This window comes from Paenibacillus sp. S28 (assembly GCF_016624415.1).
GTDB lineage: Bacteria > Bacillota > Bacilli > Paenibacillales > Paenibacillaceae > Paenibacillus_AQ > Paenibacillus_AQ favisporus.
Map to the genome: position 1 here is coordinate 501,722 of NZ_JACVTM010000004.1, position 17,019 is coordinate 518,740.

Genomic DNA, 17,019 nt, shown 5'->3' on the forward strand with positions numbered 1-17,019 from the left:
AAAAAGACGCCAAATTGCCGATGAACGCACGTTTTGAACCGCTTTCAAAAGCGTTACGATGAAAGCGGTTCAAAAATGAGATGCCTCATTCGCGAGAGGAGCTGACAATATGAAAAAACAGGTTTCACTTATCGTTCTTGCAGCGGCGTTGATGATGTCACTGTCGGCCTGCGGCGGCAGCGGGGGCAAGGCCGAAACGGCCGGCCAGGGCGGCGGTTCCGGATCGGAGAAGACGCTGCGTTTTGCCACCTGGGATACGGGGGATGCGCTCAAAATTGAGCAGGACATCGCCAAGAAGTTCGAAGAGAGCCATCCGGGCACGAAGGTGCAGGTGGAGGCATACGCGGACGGCTTTGATCAGAAGCTCGCCGCGGGCTTCGGCGCCGCCAATCCGCCCGACGTCATGTATATGTGGGATTTTCCGACTTACCACCAGTCGCTGGAGCCGCTGGACAGCTATGCGGACAAAGACAAGGATTTAAATATTGATGACTTCTACAAGGGCCTGTTCAATTACGGCAAAATCGACGGTACCCTGTACGGCATTCCGGCGGGCTTTACGACGCGGGTGGTGTATTACAACAAGAAGCTGTTTGATGAGGCGGGCGTGCCGCATCCGAAGGACGGCTGGACTTGGCCCGAATTCCAGGAGATGGCCGGAAAGCTGACGGACAAATCCAAGAAGCAGTACGGCTTCGGCGTCCGCGCGGAGAACGACACTTACGACCTGCAGGGGTTCGTATGGAGCAACGGGAGCTCGTTCATTTCTCCTGACGGCAAGACGATCGACGGCTACATGAACAGCAAGGAAACCGCAGAGGCGATCCAGATGTTCGGTGACATGGTGAAAAATGGCTCGGCCGTGCTGACCGGCGGAAAGGGGCAGCAGAGCGGCGACGACATTTTCAAGGCAGGCAAAATCGCCATGTGGGAAAGTGGCATCTGGCCGCTGGAATCGTTCCGTCAGGCAGGGGTCGATGTAGGCACAGTTGAAATGCCGGCCTTCCCGGGCAAACCGGTCAAAGGCGTACTGGCTGAATCGGCGCTGTCGATCGCGAAGGATTCCAAGCAGAAGGATCTGGCCTGGGAGTTCATCAAGTTCTACGTATCCGATGCGTCAATCAAAATGCGGGTTGCCGACCTTCCGGTGCGTCAAAGCGTTGTGACCGAGCTGAAAAAGGACCAGGATCCGCTTTACAAGCCGTACTATACGATGCTGGAGCGTTCGGACAACACCCCGGCGTTCCTGCTGAATCCGAAGTGGAATGAGGTAAACCGGCAGCTCTCCGCCGCAGTGGAATCGGTCATGCACGGCAGCAATGCCCAGGATGTGCTGAACCAGGCCGTAAAGGACAGCGAGCGCTACATGAAATAATACCTGAAGAAAGAAGGTTTTTGAGATGGCTCAAACCTACCTCCACCCGGCACGGGAACAGTCAGCCGCCCTCAAGGCCTTGAAGAAACGCAGACGGGGTGGGGCTGCCCCCTACCTCTTCATTTTTCCGTGGATATTCGGCTTTCTGGTTTTCACGCTGGGACCGCTGCTGTTTTCGCTCGTCATTTCGTTCTTTGACTGGCCGATCGTCGGCAAAGTGACGTTTATCGGGCTTGGCAACTACGTGGAAATGTTTACCGACGATCCGCTGTTCTGGAAATCGCTGATGGTGACGCTGAAATTCGCCGTGCTGTTCGTGCCGCTGAACATCATTGTCGCCCTCGGGCTTGCGATGCTGCTCAACCAGAAGGTTCGGGGCAGCGCGATTTTCCGCACGGCGTTCTACATCCCGTCCGTTATTTCGGGTGTGGCGCTGGCCATGATCTGGTCCTGGGTGTACAGCGGCGATTACGGCATCCTGAACTACTTCCTGTCGATCTTCGGGATTCAGGGGCCGGATTGGCTGAACGACACCAAATGGTCGCTGGTCGCCATGGTCGTCGCGAGTTTATGGGGACAGGGCTCGATGATGCTCATTTTTCTGGCGGGGCTCAAAGGCATCCCGAAGGATCTCTACGAATCGGCCTCCATCGACGGCGCAGGCAAGCTTCGGCAGTTTGTCAGCGTCACGGTTCCGATGATCACCCCGACGATTCTGTTCAACCTGATCACGTCGATTATCGCGGCGTTCCAGCAGTTGACGCTGGCGCTGCTCCTGACGGGCGGGGGACCGATGAAGGCGACGTATTTTTACGCGATGTACATGTATGAGAACGCATTCAAATATTTCAAAATGGGCTACTCCGCCGCCAACGCCTGGTTCATGTTCCTGATCGTGCTGACGCTGACGTTCCTGGTGTTCAAGTCGTCGGAAGCGTGGGTGTTCTACGAAGGCGAAATGAAGCGCGGACCGCAGAAGAAGCCGAAGCCGGCGAAAGGAGGGAGGGTAGGATGAAAAAGACGCTGAGCTATCTTGCGCTGATCCTCTTGTCCCTGCTCTTTATCGCGCCATTGTTTTGGGCCATTACGACAGCGCTCAAGTCTCCGCAGGAGCTGTACCTGTTTCCGCCCAAATGGATTCCATCCGTCTTCCGATTCAGCAACTTTGCGGATGCCTGGAGTATACAGCCCTTTAACCTGTTTTTGAAAAACACGCTGATCGTCACGTTACTATCCACCCTCGGCCAGCTGGTATCCTGTACGCTTGTGGCCTACGGCTTCGCCCGGTTCGAATTCAAGGGACGGAACCTGCTGTTTCTGATCGTGCTGGCCACGATGATGATTCCGTGGGAAGTGACGATGATCCCGCAGTATATGGAGTTCAATTATTTGGGGTGGATCAACACGCTCAAGCCGCTGATCGTTCCGTCCTGGTTCGGCTCTGCATACTTTATCTTTTTGCTGCGCCAATTCATCATGACATTACCGCGGGAATTAGATGAAGCTGCAACGATTGACGGGGCCGGCAAGCTTACCGTGCTGATGCGGGTGATCGTGCCTTTGATGGGGCCGTCGCTCATCCTGGTGGCGGTGTTCCAGATGATGAACTGCTGGAACGATTACCTCGGACCGCTCATTTTTCTGAACGACCAGACCAAATATACGCTGACGCTGGGCTTGTCGCAGTTCAAGGGCATGTACGGCGTCGATATGCAGTCCATTATGGCGATCACCTGCCTGATTTCCATTCCGCCGCTCGCCATCTTTTTCTTCGCGCAGCGCTATATCGTCGGAGGCATTGCGAGCACCGGCATCAAAGGTTGATGCTTCACTCGATCAAGTGAGGAGACGCATCCAGAGAGAAAGGAAGGGAAAGCATGCACAACACGAACATACCCCGGGATTGGGACGACTTCGCCGTACTGGAAAAAAACCGGATGAAAGGCAGAGCCTATTTCATCCCATATGCGGACGCCGAAAGGGCATTAAGCGGCGACCGCGGAAGCTCGCCTTGGTTTCAATCGCTGAACGGCATTTGGAAATTTCATTATGCATCCAGGCCGGAACTGGCGCCGGACGATTTTCGGGAAGAAGCGCTGACCGGCTGGGACTGGAAGGACATTCGGGTGCCGGGACACTGGCAGCTGCAAGGGTACGGCAGTCCGCATTATACGGACCTGGACTACCCGTTTCCGGTGGATCCGCCCCGGGTACCCAATGATAATCCAACGGGCAGTTACATCCGGGAATTCGAGCTGCCGCCCTATTGGCAGGGGCGGCGGATCACCGTCAAATTTGACGGCGTGGACAGCGCCTTTCATGTGTGGCTGAACGGATCGTTCGTCGGCTACAGCCAGGGAAGCCGGCTGACTTCGGAGTTTGACCTTACGCCTTATTTACAGCCGGGGGTCAACCGTCTGGCCGTCCGCGTGTATCAATGGTCGGACGGCAGTTACCTGGAGGACCAGGACATGTGGTGGCTGAGCGGCATCTTCAGGGACGTCTACCTGATCGCCGAGCCTGCCTCGATCCGCGTCGCCGATTATAAGGTGGTTACCGAGCTGGACGCAAAGTTTGAGCAGGGGGTGCTGAACGTTCGGCTCAACCTGGAAGGGGTTGAACCGGACGGAGGCGTCGCGCTGCGGCTGCTTGACCCTAAGGGGCAGGAAGCTGCCTCTGCTAATGAATCGGTGCCAAACGGCTCCAGTACCTTGGATGTCCGCCTGCCCGTCGCTCATCCGGCTTTGTGGAGCGCAGAACATCCTGCACTGTACCATTTACTGATCATGGTAACGGACGCGCGCGGCAATCAGACCGAGATCATCGCGCAGCGGGTGGGATTCCGGCAGGTGGAAGTGAAGGACGGCAGATTCCTCGTAAATGGCAGGGCGATCCTGCTCAAAGGAGTCAATCGGCACGACCATCACCCGGATACCGGCCGAACCGTGACCTTGTCCACGATGCGGGAAGACATCCTGATGATGAAGCGCCACAATATCAACGCCGTCAGAACGGCCCATTATCCGAACGATCCGCGGTTCTATGAACTTTGTGACGAATACGGGCTGTACGTGATGGAGGAGACGGATCTGGAGACGCACGGGTTTGAGCCGCTCGGGAATATTTCGCGCCTCAGCGACGATCCCGCCTGGACGGAAGCTTATGTCGACCGCGTCCGGCGCATGGTGGAGCGCGACCACAACCATCCTTCCGTCATCTTCTGGTCGCTCGGCAACGAGTCGGGCTTCGGCTGCAACTTCCGCGCCATGTCCGAGTGGTGCAAGGCGAACGATCCGACGCGCCTCGTACATTACGAAGAGGACCGGGAAGCGGAGGTATGCGACATCGTCAGCACGATGTATTCCTCCGTGGAGAAGATGGAGGGCTTCGGGAAGCTGACGGACCATCCGAAGCCGCATATTCTGTGCGAGTTCGCCCATGCGATGGGCAATGGACCCGGCGGGCTGCGGGCGTATTTCGATACCTTCGAGAAGTTCCCCCGCCTGCAGGGGGGCTTCGTCTGGGAATGGATCGATCACGGCCTGCGCAGACGCACGGCCGACGGGCGTGACGATTACGCCTACGGCGGCGACTACGGCGACGTGCCGAACAACGGAAATTTTTGTCTCGACGGCCTGGTCTTCCCCGACCGCACGCCGTCGCCTGGATTGATCGAATACAAGAAAATCATTGAGCCGGTTCGTGTGGAATGGGCGGAAGCAGGCCGCATCCGCATCACGAACAAGTATGACTTTATGACGCTTGAACATCTTCAGGCGGATTACAGCGTGACAGCCGATGGCCGTACCCTGCGCAGCGGTGTGCTGACCCTTCCGGCCGTGGGGCCGGGGGAATCGGCGGAGCTTGCGCTCCCCTTTGCTTGGGACCGTCCTGAAAGCGGTCTGGAAGCCGGGACGGAGCGGTGGCTGAACGTCGGCTTCACGCTGGCGGCCGACTGCAGCTGGGCGGAGCAGGGGCATGAAGTCGCCTGGGCGCAGCTGGCACTGCCGGCTGTGGCTCCGGCAGAGGCGTCACGGCACCAAGCAGCCCGGTCCGCCGAGAATGCGAGTCTGCGCCGGGACCTATCCGTTCAGGAACGAGGGCATGCGCTGATTCTGGCAAGCGACCGGCTCCACTTGGAAGCGAGCAGCCTTGAACCCGGCATCACTTCGCTTCGGATGAACGGCAAAGAGCTGATCCGGCGCGGACCGCGGCTGAACTTCTGGCGCGCTCCGATCGACAACGATATGTATGTGCTGGCGGACTGGCGGAAGGCGCACCTGGACCGGCTGACCGAGCGGGTGGACGATTTCCGCTGGGAGCGGCTTGGCGCGGACACGGTCCGGCTGGCCTGGTCCTCGCGGATCGCGCCGCCGGTATACGACTGGGGCTTCCGCTGCGAGACGTCGTACACGGTGACGGCGGACGGGCTTATCATCATGGACGTTGCCGGATCGCCGATCGGCACGCCGCCGTCCATGCTGCCGAAGATCGGGCTGCAGCTGCAGCTCTCGGGGGATTGTGAACGGGTGGCCTGGTACGGCCGCGGTCCCGGGGAGAGCTACTCGGACAGCAAGGAAGCCGGCCGCATCGGCGTGTACCGGAGCACGGTGGACGGCCTGTTTACGCCGTACGTATATCCGCAGGAGAACGGCAACCGCACCGATGTGCGCTGGGTCTCGATGGCGGACGGCACGGGGCTGGGACTGCTTGCGGCGGGCTCACCCGTACTGGAGTTCAGCGCAAGACGGTACACGGATCAGGATCTGGAGCAGGCGCAGCACATGACAGAGCTCAAGCCGCGCGACTTTATTACGCTGAACCTGGACTACCGGCAGAACGGGCTCGGCAGCAACAGCTGCGGTCCGGCGCAGGCGCCGGAGCATGCGGTGAAGGCCGAACCGTTCCGGTTCCGGATGCTGCTGCAGCCGTATATGGCGGAGGACCAAACACCGGAGCGGCTGAGCCGGCAGATGGCCGGGGAGGCCGCACGATACCCACTTAAGGAGGAGAACGAGGATGCTTAATACACAGGACGTTTTGAACTTGTCGGGGAAAGTGGCGGTCGTGACCGGGGGAGCTTCCGGCATCGGCCTGGCTACCGCCGAGCTTCTGGCGGGCTTTGGCGCTCACGCCGTGCTGATCGATATCAATGAGGCGGCCGGTGAGGCAGCGGCCGCAGGCATCCGGGCGGAAGGAGGCTTGGCCACCTTCCGCCGCTGCGACGTCACCTCGGCCGCGGACTGCGAACGGACCGCGGCTGAAATTGCTGCCGATTTGGGAGGCATCCACATTCTGTTCAACAATGCGGGCGTCATCCGCCGCCAAAGCGTGACCGAGCTGGAGGAGCGGGATTGGGACCTGGTACTCAACGTGTCCCTCAAAGGCGTCTACCTCCTCTCGAAGTACGTCATTCCGGTGATGGAGCGGTGCGGCGGAGGCAGCATTATCAATACGGGCTCCGGCTGGGGTCTTAAGGGTGGGGACCGCGCTGCTGCCTACTGCGCCGCCAAGGCCGGCGTCGTAAACCTGACGCGGGCGATGGCGATCGACCACGGGCCGGCGGGCATCCGCGTTAACTGCGTATCGCCCGGCGATACGGATACGCCGCTGCTTCGGGACGAAGCCAAGCAGCTGCAGCAGGACGAGGCGACGTTCCTCGTCGCCTCTGCCGGGGGACGCCCGCTCGAGAGGCTCGGCACGCCGCGCGATATCGCGAACGCGGTGCTGTTTCTCGCGAGCGACCTGTCCGCCTGGGTCACGGGCAGCGTGCTCGTCGTCGACGGCGGCGGGATCGCCTGACACGAAGCACATATCGATTTTCTTTCAGCGATATAGAACCCATTCATTTGTTTAGTTCATTCTATACAGAACGGAGGCGTTAACTGTGGCAGACCACAGAACGTATGCCCATCCTTATATACCGAATACCGTCCCGGAAGTCCGGGACGCCATGCTGCGGGAAATCGGACTGATGTCCATGGACCAGCTGCATGACGCCATTCCCGATCACCTGAAGCTGAAGCGGGAGATGGACCTCCCGCCGGCCATGAACGAATATGAGCTGCGCCGGCATATCGAAGGCATACTCGCCAAGAACAAGCACGGTGCGGATTACCTGAATTTTCTGGGGGCGGGCTGCTGGCAGCATTTTATCCCCGCGGTCTGTGACGAAATTAACCAGCGCTCCGAGTTCGTGACGGCCTATGCCGGCGAGCCTTATGAGGATCACGGCCGCTTCCAGGCGCTGTTCGAGTATCAGAGCCTGCTGGCCGAGCTGGTGGATATGGACGTCGTTAACGTTCCGACCTTTGACTGGGCGCAGGCCGCGTCCACGGCGATCCGCATGGCTGGCCGCATCACCGGGCGACGCACGGCCCTTATTCCGCGCTCGGTCGATCCGGATAAGGTCGCCATCATCCGTAATTACTGCACGCCGGTCATGGACATCCGCATGGTGGAGATCGACCCGGCCACCGGAAAAATGGACCTGGCCGATCTGGAATCCAAGCTGGACGGGGACACCGCCGCCGTCTATTTCGAGAATCCGGGGTATCTCGGCATCATCGAAGACCAGGGAGCGGACATTTCCCGCCTCGCCCATGCCGCTCAGGCATTGTCGATCGTCGGCGTGGACCCGATCTCCCTCGGCGTGCTGGAGCCGCCGGCCCGTTACGGCGCGGATATCGTCTGCGGGGACCTGCAGCCGCTCGGCATGCATATGAACTACGGCGGGGGACAGGCCGGATTTATCGCAACCCGCGACGAAGAGAAATTCGTCATGGAATACCCTTCCCGGCTGTTCGGCATCGTTCCGACGGAAGTGGAGGGCGAGTACGGCTTCGGCGACGTTGCATACGAGCGCACTTCGTTTGCGCTGCGGGAGAAGGGCAAAGAATCCGTCGGCACGCAGACCGCCCTATGGGGCATTACGGCCGGCGTCTACTTGGCTCTGATGGGACCAAACGGCATGCAGGAAGTGGGCGGTACGATCGTCCAGAAGGCGAAGTATGCGGCCCTCCAGCTGTCCGGCATTCCAGGTGTATCCCTGCGCTTCAGCGGAACGCCGTTCTTCAAGGAGTTCGTCGTCGACTTCAACGGAACGGGATGCACTGTGGCCGACATCAACCGCCGGCTGCTTGACGAAGGGATTTTCGGCGGCAAGGATTTGTCGGCAAGCTATCCCGATTGGGGGCAGTGCGCCCTGTACTGCGTCACGGAAATTCATACCCAGGCCGACCTGGACCGCCTGGCCGGAGCCGTCCGCGCCATCGTAGGCGCAGGTGCTTCAGCGGCCGGAGCATCAGGAGAGGAGCAGACGCCATGAAACGGATTGTCAGGGACCGGAAGGTCCGCCAGTTCCACCAAGCCAAATGGGATGAGCCGGTCATCTTTGAACTGCACCGCGCGGGAGAGCGGGGTGTCATCCCGCCGCAGGCCGAACCGGCCGTTGCAGCGGAAGCCGGCGGCGTGCAGGACGCCATTCCGGCGAACATGCGCCGCGGCCAGGCGCCTGCCCTGCCGGAGATCGGCCAGGCCAAGGTGCTGCGCCATTACCTGCGCCTCTCCCAGGAGACGCTGGGCTCGGATTTGAACGTCGAAATCGGGCAGGGCACCTGCACGATGAAATACATCCCGCGGATCAACGAAATGCTGATCCGCAGCCCCCGTATGACCGAGCTCCATCCGCTCCAGGATGTGAGCTCGGTACAGGGCATGCTGGAAATCTACCACAGCCTGGACCTTGCGATGCGGGAGATTTCCGGCATGGACGCCTTTAGCTTCCAGCCGAGCAGCGGCACCCAGGCGCTGCTGGCCATGGCTTCCATCGTGCGGGCTTACCATGACTCGCGCGGGGAGGGAGAGAAGCGCGAAGAGATCATCACGACGATCTTCTCCCACCCGTCCCAGGCGGCGACCGCTGCCGTCAAAGGCTACAAAATCATCACCCTTCATCCGGACGAGGACGGATTCCCGGACCTGGAGAAACTGAAAGCTGCGGTCTCCGAACGGACCGCCGGCTTCGTCGTGGCGAACCCGGAAGACACCGGCATTTATAACCACCGGATCCGCGAGTTTACGGACGTGGTGCATGCCGCCGGCGGGGTCTGCTACTACGACCAGGCCAATGCCAACGGCTTGCTCGGCATTACCCGCGCGAAGGAAGCGGGCTTTGACATGTGCTTCTTCAACCTGCACAAGACGTTTGCCGCGCCGCATATGTGCGGCGGACCGGCCACCGGCGCGCTCGGCGTGACCGATGCGCTGAAGCCGTTTCTGCCGGGACCGCTGGTGGATCAGGCGGCGGACGGGAGCTATGTCCTGCGGGAGCAGGGCGGCAGCAGCATCGGCAAGGTCCGCAGCTTCCACGGCGTCGCCCAGACGGTGCTCCGCGCCTACGCGTGGATTCTCAGCCTCGGTGCGGAAGGACTGAAGGATGTGGCGCAGACCGCTGTGCTGAACAATAACTATCTGTACCACAAAATCCTGCAGATCCGCGGGGCAAGCGCGCCGTACATCAAGGGCCGACGCCTGGAGCAGGTCCGCTACAGCTGGAAGCAGCTGACCGACGAGACCGGCGTCACGACCGAAGATATTACGCGGCGGATGTGCGACTTCGGCCTGCATTACTGGACGTCCCATCATCCGTACATCGTGCCGCAGCCGTTTACGCTCGAGCCGACCGAATCGTACTCCAAGGAAGATCTTGACGAGTACATCCAGGTGCTGGAGCATGTTTCAAATGAAGCGTACACGAATCCCGAGATGGTCCGGACGGCTCCTCATGCCAGCACAGTTCACCGCAACGATGAATCGTCCCTGGACGATCCGCGGCAGTGGTGCATTACCTGGCGCGCCTATCTGAAGAAGACCGAACCGTCAGCAGTGAAGTAACCACAAATGAACTTGTGAGACCAAGGCCACAGCCGAACCGATGGCTTTGGTCTTTTTTTATGGACTTGGCCCAATATAGTCTTCTTAGACATAATGGGGCGGCTGGCCAAGCCGGATCCGGGGGAGGAATAGGTCTTCCGGTTCCCTTACGCTCGTTATCCAAAAAACACGAAAAATTTGGAGAAGGAATAACCCTTTTTATAGAGAACTATGCTTGTATAGTCCATAAAACAGCCAAAGATGGACTGCATTATTCACAGCCAAAACAACCAAATATTTGGAGGAGTGATCGAGGGTGAAGGAGAAGGTGCGTGTTGGAATGATCGGTCTCGGCGCACGCGGCATGGGGCTGCTGAGAGGAATCATCCTGCATATGGAAGATGTCGAGGTTGTCGCGGTTTGCGACCTGTATGAAGACCGCTGCGAGGAGGCGGCTGGATATGTCCAAGAGACAGGAACCGCCAGACCGCTGGTAACGACCAAATATCAGGAAGTTGTGGCCCTGCCGGGGCTGGACGCCGTTGTCATCGGCGCATCCTGGGCGGACCATATTCATATTGCTACGGCATGCATGGAAGCGGGAATCTACGTGGCCAGCGAAGTGGGCGGTGCCTATTCGGTGCAGGAGTGCTGGAAGCTGGTCGAGACGTACGAGCGCACTGGCGTACCCTGCATGATTATGGAAAACTGCTGCTACGGACGCGAAGAACTGATGGTGCTGAACATGGTCAAGCAGGGCGTATTCGGCGACATCGTTCACTGCGCCGGCGGCTACCATCACGATCTGCGCGAAGAAATTGCCTACGGCATCGAAAACCGGCATTACCGCCTGAACAACTATATTCACCGCAACTGTGAAAACTACCCGACGCATGAGCTCGGACCCATTGCTCAGATCCTGGGCATCAACCACGGCAACCGGATGGTATCCCTTGTCTCCATGTCCTCCAAGGCTAAAGGCTTGCATGAATACGTTGTCCGGGAGAGAGGCGCCGATTCGGCGCTTGCCCAGACCGAATTCATGCAGGGCGATATCGTCACCACCGTTATCAAGTGCGCCCATGGCGAAACGATCACGATCACGCTCGACACGACGCTTCCCCGCTACTACTCCAGAGGGTTTACGGTCCGGGGCACGAAGGGGATGTATGTGGAGGAGAACCATTCCATTTACATCGATGGACAGCATGACGAGCACCACTTTGACTGGAAAAACCAATGGGGCAACGCCGACTCCTTCCGTGAGCAGTATGAGCATCCTATCTGGAAGAAATTCATCAGCGAAGGCGTGAAGGGTGGCCACGGCGGCATGGACTGGCTGGTCTACTCCGAGTTTATCGAATGCGTGAAGAACGGCACGGATACGCCGCTTGATGTGTACGATATGGCCGCCTGGATGAGCATCTCGGCTCTGTCCGAGGAGTCGATTGCGCTCGGCGGTCATCCGGTGGCGATTCCGGATTTCACGAACGGAAAGTGGATGAGCCGTTAAACGATAAAGCGATATTTTAAGCGATATTTCTCGAAAAAGTGACCTGCAGCTATTTCGGAAAAATTGTCCCGAATGCACAGGTTACGGGCGCTGGCGATTAAGCCGGCGTTCTTTTTTTCGTCCTACGGATGGGCCTCCCTTCCCAACAGCCAACAATTTATTGAAAGCACTTTCACTTCATATGATATAATGCAATAAAAGCAGACATACCTAATATATCAATCACTTCCACCGTTTGCATCGTTAAAGCGCAGCAGCCGCTTGCCCCTAAGGTCCTATCCCTGCATATCATTAGTTCATAAGGAGACGAGTCCGTACGATGTTTAATGTTCTTGTAGTAGACGATGAGCATGTTCAACGAGAAGGCATCAAGGATTTGATATCGGAATACCGGTTTCCGTTCCACGTACTTGAAGCCGAGAATGGCCGCGCGGCCGAAAACATTTTGAACCGCCACCCGATCGATATTCTGATTACCGATGTCAAAATGCCCCTGATGAGCGGCCTCGAGCTCGGCCGACTGGCGAAAAAAACGCAGGACAACCTCAAAATCGTCATCTGCAGCGGGTACGACGAATTCGAATACGCGAAAACTGCCATTAAGCTGGGCGTCGTCAACTATCTGCTCAAGCCGCTTGTGACCGAGGAATTTTTGGAGGTGATGGAGGAGATTACGCATATTCGCCCCCATGCCGGCGAGCCGGAGGTGGAATCGGAGGAATCGAAGGTGATCCGCCAGGTGAAGGAGTTCGTGAAGAATCACTTTCAGCGCGACCTGTCATTGACGGAGGTGGCCAATGAGGTGTATCTGTCCCCTGGATACTTGAGCATTTTGTTCAAGAAAGAAACCGGGATGAACTTTTCCAAATATTTGACCGACCTCCGCCTCCGCAAGGCAGGCCATCTGCTGCTGAACTCCAATATGAAAATTAACGACATCGCGGCGTTTGTCGGCATCGACAACACCTCTTATTTTTGCCGGCTGTTCAAAACCAACTACGGTGTGAGCCCATTACAGTATAGAGAGAGCGGGAATGTCCATGCTTCACTGGATCAAGAGCAGGTTCAATGATATCCGGTTCCGCAACAAGCTGCTGCTGTCCCACCTTTTTATCGCGCTGATTCCCATTCTGCTGCTCGGCGTACTCGCTTTTATCCAATCCTATCGCATCCAAATGAAGGAGCTGAAGAGCGAAGCCGCGGCCAGTCTGGACCAAGTGGCGAACATTCTCGATTATAAAATCAACCGCTACAACACGCTGAGCGAATTTATCGTGCTGAACCGCGATTTTTCGAAATTGTTCACCCGGAACTATGCGGGCAACTACTTCGAGATGTTCCTCGATTTTCGGGATATTATGGATCCGCTCATCTCCAATACGAAAACGATGGACGACAATATCGAGGGCATTACGTTCTATACGTCCGGGGATTTGCTCGGCATCCGCGACAACATTTTGCCGCTCAGCGATTTGAAGCAAAAGCCGTGGTTCGACGGGTACCGGGGCAGGCATTGGGTGGTGGACGGCAGTCACGTCTACCTGGTGCAGGAGCTGATCAGCAATTTGAAGGACAGCAACTACATGGTGATCTCGGTCAATTACGACAGCATTTTCTCGGATATGGACAAGCTGTCGGATCATATTACCGTGCAGATCGAGGGTCCGCAGCACCAGCCGATCTTCCGTGAACAGAAGGCGGACCCGCCCGCGCAAGGGGCGACCCGGCTCGACCGGCCGCTGAAGAGCAACGGATGGACGATCCATTATTACCTGTCCAATGCGAATGCGTATGTCAACGCGCTGACGTTTTTCAAAATCACCCTGCTCGTTATCGCCTTAAGCCTGCTCGTCGCCTTTTTCCTGATCTATATCGTGTCGAACAACTTCACGAGGCGGATCATCCATCTCAAAAACAAGGTGGACAAGGTGGAGCAGAACAACCTGGACGTGGTCATCCAGAGCTCTTCCCGGGATGAGTTTGGGGAACTGACGAACGGCATCGGCAGGATGCTGGGGCGCATCAACAGTCTGATTCACCAGGTGTACCAGGCGGAAATCGCCAGGCAGCAGAGCGAGTACCAGCGATTGATCAATCAGATCAATCCCCACTTTCTGTACAACACGCTGTCTTTTATACACTGGCGGGCCAAAAAGAAGCGTGACCTGGAAACCGGGTACATGGTATCGACGCTGGCCAGGTTCTACAGGACGACCCTGAACGGGGGCAGGGATATGGCGACGGTCGCGAACGAAATCGAGCATATCCGGGCGTACCTGAACCTGCAGCTCGTCATGAATGACGGGGATTTTGACGTGGAGTTTCAAGTGGATGAAGATACGGCGGATTTGAAAATCATTCACTTCGTGCTGCAGCCGATCGTGGAGAACGCGATCAAGCACGGATTCACCTATCCGGAGGCTGAGGAAACTCCGCGGATCGTAATTGCGTCGCGCCGGCAGGAGGGCATCCTGACGCTGAGCGTAACGGATAACGGCGTCGGTATGACCCCTGTCCAGGCCGCCAAGCTGCTGTCGGCAGAGAACGGGGGAACCGGCGTGAAGAACGTCAACGACCGGATGAGGCTGTATTACGGGCTGCCGTACGGCCTAGCCATCGACAGCGCCCCCGGGATGGGCACGACGGTCACCCTGACGTTTCCTGCGGAGCCGGCGGACACGGCGCCGAAGGGGCTAGTCGAGAGCGCGGCTGCCGGTCCATAGAGGGCGGAGATCAGCGGTAGCGAATGGGGCGTGTATCCGCTTCGAAGCGCCATTGGCCGGCAGGCGATCCTGTTTTTTAGCGCGCAGAAGGAAGAGCCGGCTTCCGTATGGAAAGAAGGTAAAGAAGGAAAGAACGCATGAGGAGGAAGAAACCATATGTTTGAACATTTGGTCTCATTTAAATTTAACCGCATTCTTGAACCGGAGCTGGAGCAGGAGCTGCTTGGACTGCTGCGGGGGCTGAAAGATCAGATCCCCGGCATCGTTGACCTCACGGCCGGCGTCAATGAAACGGAGGAGACAGAAAACATCCACGGGTTCAGCATCGGGCTTCGCGTGACTTTCAAGGACCGCGAATCGCTGCAGGCCTATGGGCCGCATCCGGCGCATCAGACATTTGTCCGCAGGCTCGATGGCTTGATCGAGCAGGTCGTGGTGGTGGACTATCCCGTTCAAGGCTGAGCATCAATAATAGTCGAGGCTGTGTGAAGCCGGCAGTCGTGCTGCCTGCTGGCATATACCGGGGTATTCCTATTATTGCTCAACGTCTGGCAGCTGCCGCCAGAGCCAAAGAGCGTTCCTTCGGGGCGCTCTTTTTGTGTGTCGAATCCGCCTGCGGGGCATTCATGAAAAAAGTGACACAGAACGGAAAAATGTGATATATACGATTTTTTTGCAACCGCATACAATTTTACTTGTACAAGGAATCGACAAGAGAGGGGTTCAAAGGGATGAACAAGCGAAAAATATCGTCGCTGCTGGCCGTCACGTGCATAACGGCGCTTATCGTCAGCGGATGCGGCGGCGGAAGCGGCAAAGCGGAGGACAAGGTTGTCAGCGAAAAGGACTACGAGCCGTACAGCAAGTATGAATCCCCGGTGGAGTTTACCATCGGACGCAATACGAGCCATACGAACAATCTGCCGAAGGGCGATTCGATTGAAAACAACATGGCGACCCGCTACGTCGAGAGCAAAGTGAACGTGAAGGCCAAGGTAGCCTGGGAGACCGACGATATGGACCAGAAGCTGTCCCTGTCGATGACGACCGGTGAGCTGCCGGACGTGATGCTGGTCAGCCGCACAATTTTCAACCAGCTCGTGGACAATGACCTCATTGAAGATATGACTGAGGTATATGAAAAAACCGCCTCCGAGGGCGTCAAAAACATTTACTCTTCTTACGGGGATCTGCTGCTCGATCAAGTGAAGGTGGATGGCAAGATCATGGGTCTGCCGATGACGAATATCGGCAACCAGCATCAGCTGCTGTGGATCCGTAAGGATTGGATGGACAAGGTCGGCGGCAAGCTGCCGCAATCGGTGGACGATGTATGGAACCTGGCCAAAGCCTTCGTGGAGAAGGACGTCTCCGGAACCGGCAAGACGATCGGGTTCGGGATGAATCAGGATGCGATGAATTTCTCGCCGATTTTTGCAGCTTATAATGCATTTCCGGGGCAGTGGATCAAAAAAGACGGCAAGGTCGTGTACGGCTCCGTGCAGCCCGAAATGAAAGAGGCGCTCGCTGATTTGGCTCAGCATTACAAGGAAGGGCTGATCGACAAGCAGTTTGCGGTCCGCTCGGACGAAGAGAAGGAAGCGCTGGTCATCAACGGCCAGGCTGGCATGCTCTTTAACCCATGGTGGATCGGATACACGAATTACAAGGACTCCATCAAGCAGGATCCGAAAGCCGAATGGGTGGCGGTATCCGCACCTGTAGATGAGAACGGTAAATTTAAAACGATCCGGCAGGACCCGGTCGGCGGAGGCATTGTCGTTGTGCGCAAAGGCTACCCGCATCCTGAAGCGATTATGAAATCGATCAACCTGACGACGGACTTCCTGTACTCGCTGACGGACGACGCCGTCCAGTACAAGAAGGAGCATGCCAGCGAAGGGCTGACCGACCACAGCCGCTGGAACAACGAGCCGACACAAATTCCGATGCAGGTGGACTATGACGACGTGCTCAAGCGGTATTACGACGACATCATGAAGGCCGACAAAGCAGGCAGCGCCGACGGAATTCAGGAGGACCGCGTCGTGTCCTACGAAGCGTATCAGGAGTTCAAGCAAAAGGGGACTGCGATCGACGCCAATACGTACGGCGAATATCTGTCCCGGATCGAGGGGCAGCGGGAGGCGAACAACCCGAACCTCGAAGTGATTCCGGCCGGCTTCTACGGCACGACGGAAACGATGAAGCTGAAATGGGCCAACCTGCAGAAGATGGAGCAGGAAATGATGCTGAAGATCATCATGGGACAGGCCGGCATCGACGCTTTTGATCAATTTGTGTCGACCTGGAAGAAGACCGGCGGCGATGAGATCACGCAGGAAGTGGAAGAGATGAGCAGCAGGTAAGGCGGTTTCGAGGCTTGTACGCAAACGTCAGGGGGCCCGGCTTCGGTTTGGCTCCCTGCGTTGTTCATAGGGGCCGTTTACCGGCCCAAGTCAATACATCCTGGATAAATGGAAGTGATAAGCATGTCTTCGCTGGAAGCAAGTCTCAAGACGGAGCGGCAGGTT

Annotated in this window: 12 protein-coding genes; all 12 read left to right on the forward strand. The window is 57.6% G+C overall.

From position 1 onward, the window contains the following. Window positions 1–109 precede the first annotated feature (109 nt). The 12 genes from IAE55_RS13605 (at window position 110) to IAE55_RS13660 (ending at window position 16,854) form a co-directional block, all read left to right on the forward strand. Window positions 110–1,375, forward strand: a complete 1,266-nt coding sequence (locus tag IAE55_RS13605) for an ABC transporter substrate-binding protein (RefSeq protein WP_105441931.1) — start codon at window positions 110–112, stop codon at window positions 1,373–1,375. A 25-nt stretch (window positions 1,376–1,400) separates the two neighbouring features. Beyond that, complete coding sequence (locus IAE55_RS13610; protein ID WP_145164011.1) at window positions 1,401–2,390, forward strand: carbohydrate ABC transporter permease; 990 nt, start codon at window positions 1,401–1,403, stop codon at window positions 2,388–2,390. Continuing rightward, entirely contained in the window at window positions 2,387–3,199 is an 813-nt protein-coding gene (locus IAE55_RS13615; protein ID WP_200632878.1) for a carbohydrate ABC transporter permease, read from the forward strand. Before IAE55_RS13610 ends, IAE55_RS13615 begins: the two co-directional genes overlap by 4 nt. Before the next feature lie 53 nt (window positions 3,200–3,252). After that, a complete protein-coding gene (locus tag IAE55_RS13620) occupies window positions 3,253–6,402 on the forward strand; it encodes a glycoside hydrolase family 2 TIM barrel-domain containing protein (RefSeq protein ID WP_200632880.1) in 3,150 nt (1,049 codons plus the stop codon). Next, on the forward strand, window positions 6,395–7,177 hold the full coding sequence (locus IAE55_RS13625; RefSeq protein WP_200632882.1) for an SDR family NAD(P)-dependent oxidoreductase: 783 nt from the start codon (window positions 6,395–6,397) through the stop codon (window positions 7,175–7,177). The genes IAE55_RS13620 and IAE55_RS13625 overlap by 8 nt, the downstream gene beginning before the upstream one ends. 85 nt (window positions 7,178–7,262) lie before the next feature. Further along, window positions 7,263–8,702 carry an aminomethyl-transferring glycine dehydrogenase subunit GcvPA gene (gene gcvPA / locus IAE55_RS13630; RefSeq protein WP_200632884.1) on the forward strand — a complete coding sequence of 480 codons (1,440 nt, stop codon included), beginning with the start codon at window positions 7,263–7,265 and terminating at the stop codon, window positions 8,700–8,702. Next, a complete protein-coding gene (gene gcvPB, locus IAE55_RS13635; RefSeq protein ID WP_200632886.1) occupies window positions 8,699–10,270 on the forward strand; it encodes an aminomethyl-transferring glycine dehydrogenase subunit GcvPB in 1,572 nt (523 codons plus the stop codon). The genes gcvPA and gcvPB overlap by 4 nt, the downstream gene beginning before the upstream one ends. A gap of 295 nt (window positions 10,271–10,565) precedes the next feature. Next, entirely contained in the window at window positions 10,566–11,762 is a 1,197-nt protein-coding gene (locus IAE55_RS13640) for a Gfo/Idh/MocA family protein (protein ID WP_325168636.1), read from the forward strand. A gap of 319 nt (window positions 11,763–12,081) precedes the next feature. Beyond that, complete coding sequence (locus IAE55_RS13645) at window positions 12,082–12,834, forward strand: response regulator transcription factor (protein ID WP_200632888.1); 753 nt, start codon at window positions 12,082–12,084, stop codon at window positions 12,832–12,834. Continuing rightward, entirely contained in the window at window positions 12,803–14,485 is a 1,683-nt protein-coding gene (locus IAE55_RS13650; RefSeq protein ID WP_200632890.1) for a sensor histidine kinase, read from the forward strand. The genes IAE55_RS13645 and IAE55_RS13650 overlap by 32 nt, the downstream gene beginning before the upstream one ends. A 156-nt stretch (window positions 14,486–14,641) precedes the next feature. Next, complete coding sequence (locus IAE55_RS13655) at window positions 14,642–14,947, forward strand: Dabb family protein (protein ID WP_105441927.1); 306 nt, start codon at window positions 14,642–14,644, stop codon at window positions 14,945–14,947. 269 nt (window positions 14,948–15,216) lie between these two features. Continuing rightward, window positions 15,217–16,854, forward strand: a complete 1,638-nt coding sequence (locus tag IAE55_RS13660; RefSeq protein WP_145163999.1) for an extracellular solute-binding protein — start codon at window positions 15,217–15,219, stop codon at window positions 16,852–16,854. Window positions 16,855–17,019: the final 165 nt, after the last annotated feature.

What these genes read in the sequence shown, in the direction of transcription:
- IAE55_RS13605 (WP_105441931.1), top strand. Translation starts at nt 110, where the DNA reads ATGAAAAAACAGGTTTCACTTATCGTTCTTGCAGCGGCGTTGATGATG.
- IAE55_RS13610 (WP_145164011.1), top strand. Translation starts at nt 1,401, where the DNA reads ATGGCTCAAACCTACCTCCACCCGGCACGGGAACAGTCAGCCGCCCTC.
- IAE55_RS13615 (WP_200632878.1), top strand. Translation starts at nt 2,387, where the DNA reads ATGAAAAAGACGCTGAGCTATCTTGCGCTGATCCTCTTGTCCCTGCTC.
- IAE55_RS13620 (WP_200632880.1), top strand. Translation starts at nt 3,253, where the DNA reads ATGCACAACACGAACATACCCCGGGATTGGGACGACTTCGCCGTACTG.
- IAE55_RS13625 (WP_200632882.1), top strand. Translation starts at nt 6,395, where the DNA reads ATGCTTAATACACAGGACGTTTTGAACTTGTCGGGGAAAGTGGCGGTC.
- gcvPB (WP_200632886.1), top strand. Translation starts at nt 8,699, where the DNA reads ATGAAACGGATTGTCAGGGACCGGAAGGTCCGCCAGTTCCACCAAGCC.
- IAE55_RS13645 (WP_200632888.1), top strand. Translation starts at nt 12,082, where the DNA reads ATGTTTAATGTTCTTGTAGTAGACGATGAGCATGTTCAACGAGAAGGC.
- IAE55_RS13650 (WP_200632890.1), top strand. Translation starts at nt 12,803, where the DNA reads ATGCTTCACTGGATCAAGAGCAGGTTCAATGATATCCGGTTCCGCAAC.
- IAE55_RS13655 (WP_105441927.1), top strand. Translation starts at nt 14,642, where the DNA reads ATGTTTGAACATTTGGTCTCATTTAAATTTAACCGCATTCTTGAACCG.
- IAE55_RS13660 (WP_145163999.1), top strand. Translation starts at nt 15,217, where the DNA reads ATGAACAAGCGAAAAATATCGTCGCTGCTGGCCGTCACGTGCATAACG.